General features: G+C 26.2%; 11 protein-coding genes. All 11 read right to left on the minus strand.

Annotated features, from left to right (window positions below):
* Positions 1 to 4,457: 4,457 nt before the first annotated feature.
* Positions 4,458 to 4,982 carry a lipoprotein gene (locus BST80_RS00130; protein WP_415745413.1) on the minus strand — a complete coding sequence of 175 codons (525 nt, stop codon included), beginning with the start codon at positions 4,980 to 4,982 and terminating at the stop codon, positions 4,458 to 4,460.
* A 16-nt stretch (positions 4,983 to 4,998) separates the two neighbouring features.
* Positions 4,999 to 5,991: a hypothetical protein gene (locus BST80_RS00135; protein WP_415745414.1), complete on the minus strand. Its 993-nt coding sequence runs from the start codon at positions 5,989 to 5,991 to the stop codon at positions 4,999 to 5,001.
* A gap of 563 nt (positions 5,992 to 6,554) precedes the next feature.
* On the minus strand, positions 6,555 to 7,358 hold the full coding sequence (locus BST80_RS00140; protein ID WP_415745415.1) for a hypothetical protein: 804 nt from the start codon (positions 7,356 to 7,358) through the stop codon (positions 6,555 to 6,557).
* Positions 7,359 to 7,462: 104 nt separating this feature from the next.
* The gene (locus BST80_RS00145; protein WP_415745416.1) at positions 7,463 to 8,377 is read right to left on the minus strand and encodes an ABC transporter permease; all 915 of its coding nucleotides are present in this window, start codon (positions 8,375 to 8,377) and stop codon (positions 7,463 to 7,465) included.
* Complete coding sequence (locus tag BST80_RS00150) at positions 8,377 to 10,515, minus strand: ABC transporter permease subunit (RefSeq protein WP_415745417.1); 2,139 nt, start codon at positions 10,513 to 10,515, stop codon at positions 8,377 to 8,379. Before BST80_RS00150 ends, BST80_RS00145 begins: the two co-directional genes overlap by 1 nt.
* The gene (locus tag BST80_RS00155) at positions 10,499 to 12,064 is read right to left on the minus strand and encodes an ABC transporter ATP-binding protein (protein ID WP_415745418.1); all 1,566 of its coding nucleotides are present in this window, start codon (positions 12,062 to 12,064) and stop codon (positions 10,499 to 10,501) included. Before BST80_RS00155 ends, BST80_RS00150 begins: the two co-directional genes overlap by 17 nt.
* Before the next feature lie 16 nt (positions 12,065 to 12,080).
* A complete protein-coding gene (locus tag BST80_RS00160) occupies positions 12,081 to 13,484 on the minus strand; it encodes a BMP family ABC transporter substrate-binding protein (protein ID WP_415745419.1) in 1,404 nt (467 codons plus the stop codon).
* Between the two features lie 266 nt (positions 13,485 to 13,750).
* Positions 13,751 to 16,690 carry a hypothetical protein gene (locus BST80_RS00165; protein ID WP_415745420.1) on the minus strand — a complete coding sequence of 980 codons (2,940 nt, stop codon included), beginning with the start codon at positions 16,688 to 16,690 and terminating at the stop codon, positions 13,751 to 13,753.
* Between the two features lie 19 nt (positions 16,691 to 16,709).
* Positions 16,710 to 17,708: a hypothetical protein gene (locus BST80_RS00170; RefSeq protein ID WP_415745421.1), complete on the minus strand. Its 999-nt coding sequence runs from the start codon at positions 17,706 to 17,708 to the stop codon at positions 16,710 to 16,712.
* 487 nt (positions 17,709 to 18,195) lie between these two features.
* The gene (locus BST80_RS00175) at positions 18,196 to 18,738 is read right to left on the minus strand and encodes an L-threonylcarbamoyladenylate synthase (RefSeq protein WP_415745422.1); all 543 of its coding nucleotides are present in this window, start codon (positions 18,736 to 18,738) and stop codon (positions 18,196 to 18,198) included.
* 19 nt (positions 18,739 to 18,757) lie between these two features.
* Positions 18,758 to 20,182: a polypeptide chain release factor methylase gene (locus BST80_RS00180; RefSeq protein ID WP_415745423.1), complete on the minus strand. Its 1,425-nt coding sequence runs from the start codon at positions 20,180 to 20,182 to the stop codon at positions 18,758 to 18,760.
* Positions 20,183 to 20,211 lie beyond the last annotated feature (29 nt).

Below are 20,211 nucleotides of genomic sequence, written 5' to 3' on the forward strand. Positions count from 1 at the left end.
AAAATTAAATTGATGATATGAAACTTATAAAATNAAAGAAAAATTAGATAANAATGAATTAACAGCAAGTTTAATGGGTAAAACTATNTTTGGTTTATTAGANACTAATGANGGCAATATTGATTTATGAATTAACCCNTTTAACTTTACATCACGNGTAAGNAAAATAAATGAAATTGAACAAGGTGCTGATATTTGATTAAATTATCATCAANNNGATAGTGGNTTTATNTTAAATTTAATTTGTACCAAAGATAAAATAGTTATTAAAGGTTGACCTAAAAATAATGAAGTAGTTGTTGGACAAAGTAAAACACAAATTAAAGATGATGTTAAACCTGTTTTAATACAAGAATTTAAAAATAAATTAGGAGTTGTACCTTTTTGAGAAATGATNAATGAACCTAATCCTTTATTTTTATCAACNTCAACNACNTTAAATCCNTGACCTACAATGGCAAATTGTTATAAATTACAATTTGATTTAGAAGATAGTTTTAATATTAAATCAAAAGAAAGATATGCAAATCGTACGCATTGATATGGAATACTAAGTGATGATTTAATGACTGCTTATAACAAAGGTAATAAAAAAGTATTACAAGATGTATTTGATGATATTTTTGTTCAATCAAGTTCATCAACAGTAGATGGTCAATTATCCCAATCTTTACAAGTAGTACAAGGTACACCAACCTTAGAAACATATACNGAAGACCAAAAAGCAATTANTGAACAAGTATATTTAGCATGTCATTTTTCTAGTCCTTTTGGTGATAAATCAGATAATGACCAAAATAAAACACAATCATTATTAACTAAAACAAAAGATTTAGAAAAACAAGCNTATTTACAAGCATATCGTAAGCAATATTATACTAAAATGTTTGATACNGTTTTAAAATATTATGGTTTATGAGATGGNNNTGGTGAANGANNNTATGGNTTTGATTTTNTTAGTGCTAGTTTAGTNGACCAAATGCGACAAAATGAATTAATTACTNCTAGATTAGANAATNNCACAATGGANCCAATAAGAGCNATAACTGAATATGATAATNTTGATGAATTAGAAGCAACNAAATATTNTGAAAAANTNGAANNATNNNNAGATAAAATNNANGCAAAAGAAATNGANCATAATAATAAATTACTAGAATATGATGAAACTGGTAATAATCAAAATGCCTTACAAGGTAGAACAGAAATTAAGGAGAATTAAAAAATGAGTAGAATTAACCCAGGTGTTATGGAAGAATTAAGAAGACAAGCCCATGATACTTTAATAGATATNAGAGAANANATANNAGATAATAGACATTGAATGGTATTTCCTTTTAATGTTTATAGTTCATATATACCTGATACAGAAACNGGTTGAAAACCNAATAATGCTAAACCNAGTGATTATGGTAGTTATACAAGAATATTTGATAATATGGAAAGTACNATTGCTCAATGACAANNTAGTTTAAAAATAGTNCAAAAATATAAAGGTGAAGAAATTAATATTTTAACNATTGATNATTTTAATAAACAACCAATTAACTCAACTATATGAGCCAATAATGAAACACCTTTTGCGATAAAATTAAAAGATGAAAATAATAATGTTTATTGAAAATTAATTGATGGTGAAAACATTTATGATGTTAATAAAATGTTAGAATACTTAAATCAATATAAATTAAGTTATTTTATGAATAATGATAATAAAGCCGATAACTTTTATACAAAAGAAGTCAAAGTTGGTAAATATTGAGATGCTTATATGATTGATGATAGAAGTTCTATTCAATTTGGAGATGCTAAATTTGAACAAGTATTTACTCAGCAATCAACCGAAAGACAATATACTTTATTAATTTTAGATGAAGATGCAGATAAATTAAATATTAATGATTATTATAATTTTTATACTGTATTTAATGACCGTGGATTAAATATTGGCGGTGGTGATATTAATTCTGCACCACAAGATAGACAATGATTATATCCATCAAATGTTATTAATTATTATTCACCATATGATGGTAGTTTCTTATGACAAGAAATTACATTTTCAAGTATTAATGACAAAATTAGTAATAGTGGTTTGGCAGTAAGACAATTTATTCAAACAAGTGCTCCAGGAGAGGGTTATTGTTTTCCTAAAATAACTTATGATGAAAAATTAAATAAAGGTATTGTTGAATTAGATGATATTTTATTAAAAGATCCAGGGGTTAGAGCAATGGCAGTTAAATTTTATGGTAATCCAATTTTATTTGATATACCAGTTATAGGAAGACCAATTATTAAAGGTCAATTTAATAAAAAAGTAATGAATTCAAGAGATTTATTAATGTATAATATGTATCCTGCTCCCCCTGATAAAATAAATACTTATGCATCACCCGAAGTAAGTTGATATAACATTCAAGGGATACAACCAACTATTATTACTGGATATAAAGATTGAAAAGAACATATTCAATCAATGTCTGATTTTTGAATTGAAAAAAATAATGAGGGTATGGTAATAACAGATAAAGCAAGTTCAACAGCAAATAATCCAACTGTTGGAACAACTATTAAGGAAGAAAATTCAAATTCTAAACCTTATTGGTCTAAAAATTGAATGATTACTCCNCCAGATAAAATAAAAGTAAATAGTGGAACTNTTAATAATATTATTAGTACCCAAGCATCATCATATTTTAGAAGAAAAGATGAATTTGGTAATACAGTTGGACAAGTTCAAATTGAATATAATAAAATGGGTAAATGTAATGTTTGAGATATTTTAAATATGAATAATTTTATTAATCGCCAAATTACAGTATTACCTTTAAACTACACTCAAAAACTAGTATTTAATCCTTTTACTATACCTGCTATTGGAAAGTTTTTAAACTTTGTTTCGTTTGGTATTCCTTGGGACTGAATTGGGAATTTAACAATTACCCAAGATGATAAATGACCTAATTTTCCATGACTTAATGGTTTTATGAGTGCTAATGTTTATAGTTTTTATAACGATGCCTTTTGAGGTGATAAAGCTGCGGGTAAAGGTTATTTACCATTTGAAATATTTAGAGAACAAGGCAATGATAAAATTGGTGCTATGATTGGTGCTAATGCTACTAGTTTTAGTTTTACTACTTTATTAACTGATAAATTTAAAGGGACTGTTTTAACTAATGATGGTAAACCAACCGAAGAATTAGTTTATTCAACTTATAATTTAAAACAATTAAATCCTAAAACTAACCGAGTTTATTTAATTAATGAAAAAACCAAATCAGTTGATGCACAAACACCAGTTAGTAATAGTGAAAAAGATAATAATTGCGAATTCTTACAAACACCAGATGGGACAAATTGTAGTTATATAATTGATATGTTTTCTATTCAAGCCTTATATAAAGGTAATTTTGAAATTATCTTTTATGCTGATAACCCTTATACCAATAATGAAGAAGATTATTTAAGATTATCAGTATGAAGTTTTCGTGGAAAAACAAAAAGTACACTAAATAATTATTTACGCGATATGACAACTAATTATAAAACTAGTTTCTTATTACCACACGACTATGAAATACCAACATTTAATTACCCTGAATATGTATTACCACCAGTACCATATAACTATCAACCTTATACAAAAGATATATGAGGTGCTAATACAGTACTACCATTAATAACTAAAATTACCGCAGCAGCACAATGTAAAGGTGCTTTTCCTCCTCCTATTAATTTATTTTCTAACGAATTTAATTCTGCCTATTATGAAGTAGAAATTGATTTAAAACAAATTGACCCAACAATTCAAAGTATTAGTAAATTTCAAGATGCTTATAAAACGATTGAAATAAGTAATTTAGATAATTTACAAGTAGAATGTGCACAACCAAATATAGAAAATTTTATTCCTGATAGAAATGTTAATATTTTAGGTGGTTTAAATGGTTGCAATAATTCTTATGGTTCATTAGAAAATATAACTTTATATGAATCTGGTTATTCACAAACTGATAAAGTTAATTTTGATAATACCATAACTTTATATACTAAAAATATAAAAGTAAATGATACTGAAACAAAATACGCTACTGCATATACTAATGGATTACCAAAAAATAATTATTTTAATATATATAACACCCCAAATTATAAATATGATTTAAGATTTTTATTACAAATAACAAAATTATTTAATTTTGATAAAGATAAAATTAAAGAAACATATTTACAAGCATATTATACAAATGATATGAAATTAAAAATTAGATTTAAAAAAGTATTAATTGCTAAATTAATGTTTATTGAAAAAGGATATTTCGGTAATGATAAAGATATTACAATAGATGTTTCTAATCCAAATGTATTAGGTATTAGAAATAAAAGTGATAACCCTATTAAAATTACAATTAAACCAAGATAAAAGAAAAAGAGATTTTACATCTCTTTTTTTATTCACCACTAACTTTTACATTACCATCATTATCAATAATTAAATAGGGTTTCTCAGTATCTAAATTTCAACGATAAACTGATTTAAAATATGATCCATCTATATCATCAGACCAATATTTAATTTTCAGTGAATCTCTATAAACAAAATACAATTCTTTTTCTCTTTGTCCAGCAGTAAAATCACCATAATTAATTAATATTTTATCTTTACCTTTATTATTAGGTATTATTTGTTTTGGAAATTCATCATTTTTAAATTTATTTATATTTCATTGATTATTTCCTTTTCATACAACATAATATCATTTATTATCAACTTCATTAAATGGTTTTTCTTGTGGTGCTATTCATTCTAAATTGTTTTTAATATTTTCATCAGTTGTATTTATTTTGTTTTTCTCTTTAAGTTCTTTTAATTCTTCGGGTGAATATTGATTATGTGTTTTATTACAAGCAACTAAACTTGTTGTACTTGTTCCTATTAAAGTGATTGTTCCTAAAAGACTTAATATGTTTTTCATTTACTACAAAAATTAATTAATATAAAGGTGTTTCATTTCCAAATGTTACTGCTAAACGACTAGAATTAGATTCTATTTCACAAGGAATATTCAAAAATATTTCTTCACCTTCCATAGTTATTAAAGAGTTTTGATTAAATAAATTATTATATCCTTTATTTTTAATTTCAATAATCAAATCTTTTAAACTAATATATTTTTGATAATAATAATTTATATCGTGTGGCAATCTTGTAAAAAAAGTATTAATTTTTAAATTAGGATCTATTTTTGTTTTTAAAACTCCTTTATTTATACTTTTTCCTTCAAAAACAGAAAACGTTATTTCTTTCTTATGATTTGCTTTAATTTTTGTTCATTGAGAAGGCGCAGTTATTGTATAACTTTTTGTTTTTGTTCAGTTTTCTTCTGCAGAAAGTTCTCCTGTTATTTCAAGAGAAGCCAACATTTTTATTTTTAAACCAGCTTTAACGCTAATTTTTTGCCCAAATTTAAAAGAAAAAGAATCAGTAACATTATATGAAAAAGCACCACTTAATGCCTTATCCTCATCTTGATTTCCTGCCCTAAATTCTGTTTTTTGAGAATGTATAAGTTTTTCTTCAACAGGAATCATTTTGGTTGGAACAAAAGTTGTTTCATTAGAACAAACAGTTATTCCATTTATGTTGTATTCTCCTGGTTCAAATTTATTATCAGGTAAAGATACTGTATATTCTGGATTATAATTATTTGATTTTAATCTTGCAATTTTATTGTTATTTAACATAACAACTAAATTTTTTATAAAACCATCAATTGTTTTTAAATCTGGATTATCATAATTATACAAATATATTTGTCTTTTATTTCTATTTAAATTTTCTAAATTATTTGTTTGTTGATAATTAATATCACTATTTTCTAGCTTAATTACATCACTTTTTTGATAAGGACTAGCGGCAATTGTTGTTGGGACAGCAGTTCCACTAATAGTTAAGATACTTAATAAACTAAGTAATTTTTTCATACNTGTTTTTCTCCTTTTCTTANTCTTGAAACTATTTATTGAAATTCTTNATCAAGATTTACCTTCAGTATATATATACAAGCAAAATTATGAATTATTTACAAAATTTTATCTTGAAAAATGACTATTATGACGCGTTTTAAAGGTTAAATTAGCAATAAAATATATTAAGTTTATAAAAAAGATAGTTTATATAAAGTATTGTATTGCTAAAATAATAGTGTAAAATAGTTATAACGGTTTATCCTTTTAACAAAAAAGTAATTTACGGTTTATGCTTTCCGCCTTAAAAAGACTTATGCTGACTTGTTATTCGAACAAGAATAGACTTCTTGCATAACCTAGTTATTTTAAAATTCCTATAAAATATATTTAAAATNNAAATNNNANNNANCNAGTCAATTAAAATTATAATCAATTTATTATTACATTATTAAAGTATGTTGTATCCACAACTAATAATATATATACAATACTTATAAAAATTTATAAAATATCACAATACTCTAAGGCTTCATACAAATCGAATAGATCTNTNNANATTNCNTATTTTAAATATNANTTTATAGGAATTTTAAAATAACTAGGTTATGCAAGAAGTCTAATGGTTTAACATTAGTATTATAATTAATTTCAAAATCATCGTAAATTGATTTGAATTCATTGTTTTGATCAATTATGACATTTTCATAATTATTAAAAAAGTTAATTAAATATTTTTTGATTTTTGCAATTGATTTTTCTAAAATTTTTTTAATTTCATCTGGTTCATTTGTAATAACATAAGTAACTGTAAATGGGCGCATTTGTCTTAAGGATTTAAAACTTAAATCTAACATAAATTCATACTGAATTTGAACTGCTCGAACACCAGTCGTTGTAGTATTAGTTAATTTATTAATTTTATCTAAATCAACATAAGTTAAAGTAAATTTATCTGCTTCTTCAAGGTGATACAATGGTTTTTTCTTTAAAGTATTAAAATAATTTGGATATGTTTCACTAATTTTAACATTTAATTTCTTAAATATTTCTTTACATTCATTTTGAAATTTTTTTAATCCTAAATTAATCTGCGTATTTGAACGGTCAAGAACAACCGACTGGTTACGTTGATTAACTAAATCATAAAATTGATTTAATTCTTGAAATTCGTTTGAATTTTTAATATTTCCATTGCTATCATAATTTTTTATCTCATTACTAACATCACTGGCAATTTTCATTCAAATTAACATCTCATTTTGTAAATTTGAATTAGTATAATTAGTATCACGATATTTTATCATTCGACAACTTGTAATTTTACTAGTTATCCCAGTGGTAAATAATCCGACAACACTAAAAATAATGAATAGTTTTTTCATAAATAGTTTTTTCCCCTTATTTTTTACAGAATATATCCTCAGAATACATTAATTATAGAAAAAAATAAGAAAATGTAAATAAAAACAACCGATATCAGTTGTTTTTATCGTAATGATTTATCAAATGGAATTCCGGATGCTTTTGGTACTTTTGAATATTTTGAGAAAATAACCATTGTTATTAATGCAAAGACAAATGGTAAAATTTTTAATAATTGATTTGATGGATCAGCAATATTTCAACCCGCAAAACGTCATAATGTTCCTGCTAAAGCAATTAAAAAGCTGAATAAGACTGCTCCCAATGTAATATATTGAATTCGTCATTGCCCAAAAATCATAATTGCCAAGGCAATATATCCTTGTCCTTGGACGTCACCACGAAATTGCCCAGAAACATAATGAGTGAACATTGCCCCTGCTAGGCCTGCTAAGCATCCAGAAATAATAACTGCATTATATCTTGTTTTAATTACATTAATTCCAGCTGCATCAACTGCATTAGGATTCTCACCACACCCAACATAGCGTAGTCCTGTTTTTGTAAATCTAAAGAAAATAAAGGTAAAACCTGCTAAAACAATTGCAATAATTAAGAAAATACTAATAATTTGATATGAATCAACCCCAATTGTATTAAAACCTGTTTGAATCATATTTCCAGCCGCTAAGGATGGAATGCTTACAAAAAATAATCCGATTCCAGTTGCTAATAAATTTAACGCTGTTCCAGAAATTACTTGTTGTGCTTTTAAAGTAATTGAAGCAAAACCATGTAATAAGGCAAAAGTCCCACCACAAATTGTGGCAATTAATAAAGCAATAATTTGCATTCCATTACCATATTGTGATAATACTTTACCAAGTAATGCATAAACTAACGCACCAATGATCATCATTCCATCAATAGCAATATTAACAACTCCTGCGCGTTCTGAATACAAACCAGCCATTGCCGCAATTAACAATACTGCAAAAAGAATTGAACCATTAGCAAATAATTGTGAAACTGCTTCCATTATTTTTTTCCTCCTTTTTGCATTTGATAAGCGGTATTTTGACGATGATATTCTGCTTTTAAAATTTTATTATCTTCTGAAACAACTTTTTGAATATGTTTTAATTTTTGATTTAATTCCTTTTTCCACTGTGGCATCTCTCTTTTATGTTTTTTGCGCATAGCTTGATATTCAAGATTAAATTGTTGTTTCATCTCTTTTAATTGCAGTTTTAAATTTTGTTTTAACACAGCCACTTCCTGTTGAATCTTAACATCTGCTTTTACTTGACGATTAATTATTCTTAATTCCCGTTTAATTTTTTTCTTACTTTGATAATTTGCTATTTTAAATTGATACATTTCACGACATTGTTGGCGTTTTAATGCTTTAATTTCTTGATTTAATTTTTTAGTAATCAGTGCTTCTTCTTTTTGCAATCTTTTAAAATCATTTCAATATTTTTGTTGAATTTGATTAAAAATAGGATAATAACTTTCACGTAATTTTTTAATAGCTTCCTCTTGCTTTAGAACTAAATCACCATATTGCGACTGTAAATGTGATAATTTAGCATATAATTCTTTTTTCGGCAAATTATAAAACTGTGATAATTCTTGTTTTGCTTGCCCTTTTACTTTTCATACGGCTTGATAATAATTATTTTTTAAAAAACTAATTTCTTGTTTTTTTAATAAATATTCATTTTTCACTTGTACAAAATGGTCTAATGCGGAACCAAGGGCAATAAATGTTGCTAATTTATATTTTGTTTTAAGACCACGTTGCCCAATTTTTGTTGCTTCCTTATATTTTAAATTTTCAAAAAAACGAATTTCTGTTTTTAAAGTGATAATTTTCCCAGCATATAACGTTAATTGATCATTAATTTCATTCCGATATGCTTTAATTTCTTCTTTAGTTCCTTCTTTTTTTAATTCTTGCATTTTAATTCGATATATTTTATTCGTATTTTTAATTTGTTTTTGATATTTATTATATTCTTGCTTTCATTCTACATTGTGTTGAATATTTCATCAACGACACAATCAAAAAATCGGTTTAAAGTAAATAAATAATGTAGAAATTGCAGACATATAAATAATGATTCCGAAAATCAATTGTCCTATTTGTTTTGACATTTGAAAATCAGGTAATTGCGTTGCTTGCAAAGCAGCTGTTTTAATAATTCCTCATAATAAAGCAATTGGTAAAATAGCAAACCCATTTGTAAAAGCAACTAATGCAACAGCAATTGCATCAAAACCGATAACTGGTAATGCATCAGTTGTAAATTGTAATACTGTTGATTGTGTCATATAATATAACATTCCTAACACGCCTGCTAAAGCACCTGATAATGCCATTGAAACAATAGTATATACTTTAACATTTGTTCCAGCGTATAAAGAAGCATTTTTTGATTTTCCAACCGCTTTAATTCGAAAACCTAAAACAGTATAATTCATAATAAAAATAATTATTCCTAATAATAACATTGCAATAATAAATGGAATAATTCATAATTGCCCATTCAATACTAAATTAAAATTTGAGGCTGTTGTAACAATATCAATTGTTGAATTTTGATTTGAATTTCACATCCCATGCGCTGGATTCATAAACATTCATTTCATAACATACCAAACAATTCAATTTAACATAATTGTTGAAACAACTTCATGAATATTAAAATAAGCTTTTAATGCCCCCGCAATTGCTGCTAACATTGCACCAACAAGAATTGAAATAAATAAAGCTCCAATTACGCCAACTCCTTGACTAATTGTAGGATTCTTTAAACCTAAAACAATTGTCATACTACCTGCTAATAACATTTGTCCAGGAACACCAATATTAAATAATCCAGCTTTAAAACCAACCGCAACAGCTAATCCCGCAACAATATAAATTGCTCAATAAGTTAATGTCGAATCTTTTAATAATGGGTGAAAAGCTAGTCGAAAAACATAACTAAAAAATAATAATGGATCTGATGCATTTGCACCGATAATAATAAAACTAAGCAGAACTCCTGCAATAATTGCACAAATAGATGCCTTAAAATAGTTCATTTTAGTTTTAAATTCATTTGAACGAAAGAAAATTCTTGTTTTCTGTTTTAATAATCATCCATAATTTTTAATTTGTGTTTGCATTAATTTTTATTCCTTTCTTATGATATCTTCCTGCCATCATTAAACCAATTTCTTCACGTTTAATTTTATTGCCAGTAACTTCACCAGTAATGCGTCCATTATGTAAAATAACAATACGGTCAGCTAAACTCATAATTTCTTCTAATTCATATGAAACTAATAAGACTGCTTTCCCTTGTGCTTTTTCTTCCAAAATTTTATTATGAATATATTCAATTGCTCCAACATCTAAACCCCTTGTTGGTTGAACAACAACTAAAATATTATGTTGTCGTGATAGTTCTCGCCCAATAACTAATTTTTGCTGATTACCTCCTGATAAGCTGCGTGTAACAGCAAAACCAGAATTTGCACCTCGTACATCATATTTATTAACAATTTGTTGAGCATATAATTGAATTGCTCCTTTATCTAATAAACCATAATTTGAAAATGGTTTTTGATTAATATTTTGTAAAACAACATTATCAATTGCATTGAATTCTAAGATTAAACCATATTTATGACGATCTTCAGGAATATGAGACATTCCATTTTGATAGCGTTCATAAATACTTTTTTTGGTCACATTAATATCATTAAAAATTATTTCTCCAGAGGCTCCTTTTTCTAATCCGGTTACAACATTTACTAATTCAGTCTGCCCATTTCCTTCTACTCCAGCAATTGCAACAATTTCTCCTGCATGAACGGTTAAATTAAAATCATCTAAAGCCATCAAACTCGTTAGGCCTCTTTTCTTTACTGATAAATTTTCAATTCTTAATAAAACTTCTTCTCGTGGTGCTTGCTCTGAATTTTTAATTTCAACTAAATTACGGCCAACCATTGCTTCAGCAATTTCTTTCTCATTTTTATCTTGCACATTAAAAGTTTCGACAACTTTTCCACATCGAATAACTGTTGCCTGATCAGCAATTTTTTTCACTTCATCTAATTTATGGGAAATAAAAATAATTGTTTTCCCATCTTTTTTTAAATCTAACATAATATTTAATAAGCCTTCAATTTCTTGTGGTGTTAAAACAGCTGTTGGTTCATCAAAAACTAAAATATCTGCTCCACGGTATAAAATTTTTAAAATTTCAACTCGTTGTTGCATTCCAACTGAAATATTTGCAATTTTTGAACTAAAATCAACTTGCAAATTATATTTAATTGCAATTTGAGCAATATCACGTGTTTCTTTTGAACGATCTAAAAATACTTTCCCTTTTAACTGTTCATATCCTAATGTAATGTTATCAAGTACAGTAAAAATATCAACTAATTTAAAATGTTGATGAACCATACCAATTCCTAATTGATTCGCTTTAATAGGATTATTAATATATTCTGGTTTTCCATTAATAAGGATTTCTCCTTTTGTTGGTTCATACAAACCAAATAAAATACTCATTAATGTTGATTTTCCTGCTCCATTTTCGCCAATTAAAGCATGAATTTCACCTTTTTTTACTTTTAAGGTAATATCATCATTTGCAATTAAATCACCAAAGACCTTGGTAATATTATTCATTTCTATTGCATATTCATTATTGTTTTTCATATTATGTCCTTTCCTTCTATTGCAAAGCGGTTTCAATTGCATTTAAAATATAAGTTTTCAATGTATCACTATTTTGATAAGTATTTGCTAATGTTGTTGTAAATACCTTTGCTGCTACAGGAGGGACATCATCAATTCCTCGGGAATAAACATCTTGTAATACTTTAATAATTTTATCAAATGCTGTATCCTTTGTTAAATCATCAGTTTTATTATGAATAAAATTAACAGTATCTTCATTAATTGATTTTGTTGTTTCAATCCCTGTCCAAGTTGGATGCTGAATTGATGATTGATCAGTATTAATTCAACATTCCGGTGTCACATGATTATTGTCTCAAGTATTACTATTAGATGAATAACCACATTTATCTGAATAAATATTCTTGAGAGCTTCTTGAGTTGAAGTTGCAATTTCTTTTAAGGCACTTGTTACGATTATGTCTTCTCCATAAATTTTAGATTGTTCTGTATCCACACCAATAACTTTAACTGGTGATTTATTATATTTAATTCGGCCAATAGTATCTTGGGTCTGCGGACCTGCAACAGGGAAAATAATACTTGCTCCACGAGAAAGTAATTCATCTGAAATATCTTTCCCATGTCCAATTTCAAATGATTGTGAAAATCATGATTCATTATTTTTTATAACATTTTGTACTTTTTCAATTTTTTGTAAAGCAGTTACTGCTGGATTCATTTTTTTAACTTGTGCTAAAAGATCTGTTCTAATGTTAAATAAGTTTGGCAAATTGCTATTACTAATGATTGCATTAAAAATATCAGCAGCCACTAAAAATCCTCACATATAATTTGAAACAGCGCCAGGATTATCCATTCCACCATATGTAGATATTTTTAAACCTGAAGCATATTTGCTTTGATTAGCATTTAATCATAATGCTGTTGCAATTCCTGCAAAAAATCCCGATGATTCAGCTTCATAACTTATTCCAACAACATTTATTGCTAATGGTTTTTTGGGATCCATTCCTAAATGAATATTTTGGCTACTTCCATCAATATAAATTAAATTATCAACTATTTCTGCACCTCATCCAACGGTATTACCATGCACAAAACCTGGCAAAATTAATGTTTTTGCGCCAGCAATATATGCTGTTAAATAAGCTGTTTTAAAGTCAGATGGTGTTTGACTTGCTGGTTCATAATAACTAGCTCGATGGTGACTTTTTTTTCACTCTGATGGTAAAATTTCTTTATCCTTTTGTGGAATGACATATTTACTTGCTCCATCTCATGCTGATTCATTAAACGATGCATCGGTCACAATACCAGCATCGGTAATAACTCAAATATTACTATCAAAATAATATTTTTTAGCACATGTAACAAGAAAAAGACTCGAACCATTTAGCAAAGTTGCTGCTACAAAAACACTGAGCAATTTTCTCATTGTTTATTTCCTCCCGTTTATTACTAATAAATTATATTTTTTAATTAATTATTATTCGGCAATTGAATATTTCCTTTCATACTTAAATTACTATGTTTAATGCCCTAACAATGTAATATCTCATTGCTAATTTATTTTTAACATATTTTTAAACGAATGAAAAGAAAAAAAACTACTTTCTAAATAAAAAAAGTTAAATTTAATCAACCTAAATTTAACTTTTTTAATAAATTTATTTATAATATTAACCAATAAAATAATAATTTTTATTTGTTATTCTTTTTACAAAATGGACAATTTGTTTCAAATGGAATATCTTGTTTAGTATATTTAGAAATATTATGTAAATTAAGATGATTATAATCAGCAAATTGATTATTATTTGCCCTTATTTCTTCTTGAGATGAATTACTATTTTTAGTTCGATAATAATTGCCCAAACCATATGAACTTTCACTTGAGTTAGCAACACCATATGTGTTAGAATAACCTTTTTTATTATATAAATTATAACTTGTTGATACTAAGTTAATATCACTAATTTGAGGATAAAACTGATCAATTGGTACAACACCGTGATGCTTAATATATTTTTTAGTTTCAACATCGTTAATTTTTTTTGCAAAATCTACTGATTTTGCCTCTAACGATTCAACTTTTAAAGTTAAATTTTTTAAGTGATTTTGCACTTCTCCTAATGTTTTTGTGTGTGTTGTGTGTAAGTTAATTGAATCTTTAATTAATTCTTCAATTTTTTCAAAACGATATTCAAAATCATTTGAAATAACTTGTTGTAATGGTGGTTCTTCTACAAATGGTGTTTCCTTAATTGGTTCTGGCTTTTCCTGATTAAAATATTCAATTACTTCATCATCTAAATTTGAAAAATCACCATTCATAATTTTATCATCTAATTCATCTAAACTATACGATACTTCGTCTTTTAAAATTGGTCGAATTTCTGGTTGCAACGATTTATTTGTTTCATTTGTAACAACATCATGTAATAAATGAACTTGATGATCTTCTATTTTATTCTTATTTAATTCATCTGCGTTAACTTCTAATTGATTTGTTCCTTTAACATCTGTTGTAAATATTTCTGCAAGTACACTATCTTCTGTTTCTGTTAAAATAGTATTTTGTTTTTCATTCATTGAGATATTAAACATATCTGCTCCCACATTGTTTGGTTCTGTTGTATCTAGTGGCTCAGGAGTTAATTCTAAATTAATTGCATCATTTTTTACCTCATGCTCGGGTTTTACTTCATTAGTTCTTAATATTTCATCTGCAACTAGCATTGCCATATTATTTTCTATTTGTTCTACTGTTTGTTGTTCAACTGATAGGTCTGAAAGCTCGTTGTTTTCAGAAGATTGTATTTCATCATCATAATTATCTTCATTTGAAACTAAATCAATTTCATCAAGATGCCCAACTTGTGAATCATCTAACCCGGCTATTTCAGCAAAAGGGTAATCATAATTATCTGGTACATTATCTGTTTTTGTTTCTTCATCATCTGATGTTTTAATATCAGGTAATAATTCTCCTTTTAATTTATCAATATTATGATCAGATGGAATAAATATAATTCCTGTCCGTTGTGATTCTTGGTTTGCTAGTTTAATATTGTTATTAATAATTTTTATCTCTTTTTTTGTTTTACCATTATCTACAACATTATTAAAAGTATTAATTTCTAAACTAATATTTTCTGATGATTCATTAATGTTGTCATTCAAGACATTATCAATTAAATTATTATCTGTTGCTAAAATTTGATCATTAAGAAAATCAACTGTGGCTTGTGAATTATTATTAAATATTTCAGCAATACGCATTAATTTTAATTCATGCTCTGGTTCTAACTTTAATTTTCTTACTAATCCATTTGCTTGTTTAGCAAGAAAATTATAAATTTTAGCTTTCTTTTTAATGAATTTAGGTTTTACTTCTGCTATTTCTACTTCTTCTTCTACCATTTGTTTAATATTAAGTGCTTGTTGATGCATTTCACTTCATTTATTATAAAGTTTTTTTTGTTTTCTTGTCATTGGTTTCTCTGATGTTCATGATGAATTCAAAAATTCATCATCTAAAAAAGAAAAATTTGGTTTTTCATCTTCTGCTGCATTAAAATCAGCATTTTCGTTTACAGCACTTGTTTTATCAGCAAAACTTTTAATATCAGCATTAAACTTATAATCAGCATTTGGTTTTACATCCAAGAATGGAGCAGGAATTTCCTCAACTCGTTCATTTTGTGAAGCATTATTTGCTGAATTTTGATCTTCTAACTGGTCTGATTCCAAGTTTGATTTTTCTTGTTGTTTAATTTCATTAACAACTGGTGGTTTTGATAATTCTTTTGATTTACTTTGTTTTAAATCAGTTTCCGTTGTATTTGATTTTGTTTCAAAAACCGCTGGCTTCTGCGGATTTATCATAGTTTGTGTCATATCATTAATTAAATTTGCTAATTCATGTTCATCAACATCATTTTTATTAGAATTAAATAAATTATTTAATTCATTTGATGAAAAAATCGAATTTGATTTTTGATAAGATAACTTTTTACTATCATCCTCTTTTGCGTAATCATTGTTTTTGAAATCTCTTTCGGTTTCTCCGATCCCTGCGATAGTCGCGTCAACTCCCAAAGTTGCGCTTCCATGATACTTTCCCTCTTTATTTACCTCTTTTTCAAGTTTTTTATCTTGGTGGTAAATAACAATCATATTTCGTTCTTTAACAAAATTTTGTAAAGACTCAACATCAAATAATGATGATTCAATAAACAATAAACCAATAAACATTAATGCTGCTAATATTAATACTGCTACTTTTCCATAAATTAATGCTGCAATAATTAATGTAACAAATATCATTTTAATATATGGTTTTGCAATTAATTGTCCTTTTTTAACAAGATGCAGTTGAACTGATACTAGTGTAATAACTAATAATGCAACAAAAATTGTTAAAGCAATAATTGTGTATCCTCAAATATCTCCTGTCAAATAACTTAAAATTTGTTCTTGTTTAAAAATTGATGTTTGAAAAATATCATTCATTGAATTTAAAATTGATGGAAGCGCAACAGATTGTATTACCAAAAAGTTTAAAATAGCAGTAAAAATTTGAACTATCGCTCCAATTATAATTAAACTTCACCCTAATGTTACTAAAAACACAAACATTTTAATTATCCTCCTCTATCTACTTTCCACCGCGCATAGCTCAATAATCAAAGCTAATTCTTTCATCATCCTCATTTTCTGTTTCAACAGAAGCAAAATCTGACATTGGATGATAAGAATCACCTGCTTCTTTTGTTCGTTCTTTAGTAACGACATTATCATTTTCATTTTTAATAATATATCGTTTGTTATAAGAACTAACTTCATGCGCAACCAATTGGTCTGTTGCATAATTGCCATACATCTGTTTAACATAAGTTTCAATTAAAAGTGGATTTAATCCAGCAATAAATTTAAACTGTAAAATTCCTTTAAAAATAGATTGTACTAAGCTAAATATTTGTTTAAATTTGACATATCCCACTAAATCAATATTATTAAAAATTACTACAATATTTTCTGTGATGTCATAAGCACGTAAAATTTCTTCAAATTCTCTTCTAATATACTCTAATGGATCATCAAATTCTAACTCATTAACAATTACAATTGAATTAGAATCATTAACTTGTTCTAATGATTCACTTTGTTTTAAAGTTCGTGCAAATAATTTAACACGATCTCATAAAACTTTTTTATCCTCTAAACTAACTTTTGGTAGTCCCTTAATAATTTTTTTAAGTAAAAATAAAAATGGTGAAGCATATAATTCAATACGTAATAAATCAATATTAACAAGCGGCATTGAAAAAAAGGAAGTAGCAATTTCAAACATTGAATCACAATTTCTTTTATCCATAACTGCTAAGAAAAATTGCATTTCGTTATTTTTTTCTTTAAAAATTTTCATTAAATCACGAATAATTTCAAAACTTGATAATGTAATTCCATCAATCTTAAGTTCATCAGTTTTAATATTATGATTACTATTCTTTAGAAAGTCTCCTGTCAGTTCCCCATCTTCATTGTTACCTTGTAATAAATTTATATTTGGGTCATTACTTTTCATATTTATTGTATTTGTTTCATCAGTATTTAATTTTATATTTTTCATTCTTTCGAATGGATTGATGTACATCGCGTAGTCCTCCTACTTCGTTTATTTATAGTTAAATTATATCATATTTCTAAAAAAATTATAAAAAAATTGCATTATGAAATGCAATTTGGTATGATATTATCCTTTTCTAAAATTAACCATTGTGTTCTTTCTTTAAATCCACAACTTCTTGTTCTAATTGTTTAATTCTTTCTTCCTTGTTTCCTAAGGTGGATTGCTACCATCATCATCTTTTTTACGATAGTCCCTCATTATTTTTCTTGTCCCAATTCGAAGATTATCTTTATTCATAAAAAAGAAATGCCCCATAAAGTAACCAATAACTCATACACCTAAAAATAAGATTGTAATTAAGAAAGCAACAGTATATTTTTCTTGGTTAATTAATAAATAAAACAGTAAAAATACATGTTAACAAAATTAAGATACATAAAACAACAACATTAATAATTCGATATCATGATCATTGTTTTTTATTTATTTTTTTTTGCCATTTTTTGCCTCCTTATCTAATAAATTCTTTTGTTAAAGAATTATAAATCTTTGAAGGACGATTATCTAAATAACCAGCGTCAACAATAATATCAACATTAAATTTTTGAAGATCATTAAATTCTTTAGCATAATTTTGACCGCTAATATTTACACTTGTCCCATAAATTGGCCCAACCTTATTAATAATTTTTTTTAATCATTTTGATTTTGTAATTCTAATCCCAATTGTATTATCTTCTGTAATGTTATAAAGCTTATTAATATCATCTTTTATGTTACCTACTATTATAGTAATAGTTTCATTCTTTTTAAAGAGCTTTAAATCATCACGTGGCAAGTCAATAAAATTCTTCGCCATACGAACTGAACTAACAATAACTGATAAATACATTTTTTCTGATCGTCTTTTAACTTTAAAAATTCTCGCTTTTGCTACTGGTGAACTAATAATACACGTCATACCATAAATAGTATCTGTTGGAACAATAATAACTTTTTCTGCTAAATAACCAACAATAATCTCTTTGCGATCTTTTACAGTATATACTTTCATATATAATTAGCCTCCTTTCTTATGAACCTTTTGAATTTGATTTAATTTGTTCATTGCTAATATGATTACTTTTAATTTTTGAAATATGTAAAAGAGCAATAATTGATAAAACAGTAATGAAAGCAGATAATAGAATACCACTTGCTAATAATTCATTTCCTTGTAATCAAAAGTAATCTAAATGTGTTGTTTTAAAAAGTGGTTCCATTACTGTTTCTTTAAAATTATCACTTTGACTATTTCAATAATCAACTGCTTTTGTTAATTCATATTGAGAAACCAGAAACATTACTAGTGAAGTCCCAGTTACAATTAAAAAACTAACATAAAAACTAATAAAGCCTTTTTTAGTTAAATTTGGTTTTTTCAACATTACAAAAGTAAATGCAAATAACATTGAAATAATTAAAGCAGAAGAAACAATTGGTACAACACTAATAAAAATTCCTGACCCAGGCATATTCATTGTCATCTCAAAATAATCAATATTTGGTTGATCTAAAATACTAGTTGTATTCGGTATAATAGCATTAATTGTTAATTGTGGATAAAAGTAAGAAAATAAAAAAAACCGGTTTGCATCAGTAAAACTACTGCCAATAATAATTGTATAAACAAATTGGGGAATAAAAACCATACTTGAAAAAAAAACGACTCATAGTGAAATATTAAATTCATTTGGAATTAAATATAGACTAATAAACTTTTTAAGACGACTTTGATTAAATGTATCTTTTAAAACAAATAATTCTTCTTTTTTAGTTGGATTAATATTATCATTTAATAATCATTCTAATTTAAAACTAACTTTTAACATAATAAAAATAATAAAAATCATTTGTAATCCTGTAATTCATCAAATAGCATTAAGACCAATTCATGTTAATGGATATTTATTGTTTGTTCCAGGCCCTGTTGCTAAATTAATTAATGCTTTAACAATTGCATCTCGATTTGGAATATCTTTATGAATCATATCTTGAATATTTTTAACAAACTCAGGACCAGTATAACCACCTCTTAAAGAACGACATCACTCTGTAAATAAATCATAATAATATTCTGCAAATGAAAATAATAAACAAGCACTAAATAGAAAAGAGATAATAAAAACTGTTCCAATTAACAACATTCTATTATTAAAATTAACTGTTCGTTTCTGATGATGAATGTAAAAAACACTACTAATAATGGCACCTGCTAATGTTCCTAACGCAATATATGGCAAACCAAAGATTAAAAATTCATTTGGTAGATTAGGTGTTGTAAATGTTGTTAACACGTCCTTAGGTACTGTTGCAATAAAATTAAAGTATTTTTTTAAAAGTTGATCACTATGTGATACATATATAAAAGTAAAATATGGGACCATAATAAATAAAACTAATAAAAAAGCAATACTAATAATGCGAGTTCTTTTAATATTTTTAAGTTTATCTTCCATATCCTGCACCTCACACTTAAGTTTCTTTT

This window comes from Spiroplasma sp. Moj, assembly GCF_016082285.1.
Taxonomy (GTDB): domain Bacteria; phylum Bacillota_I; class Bacilli_A; order Mycoplasmatales; family Mycoplasmataceae; genus Spiroplasma; species Spiroplasma phoeniceum.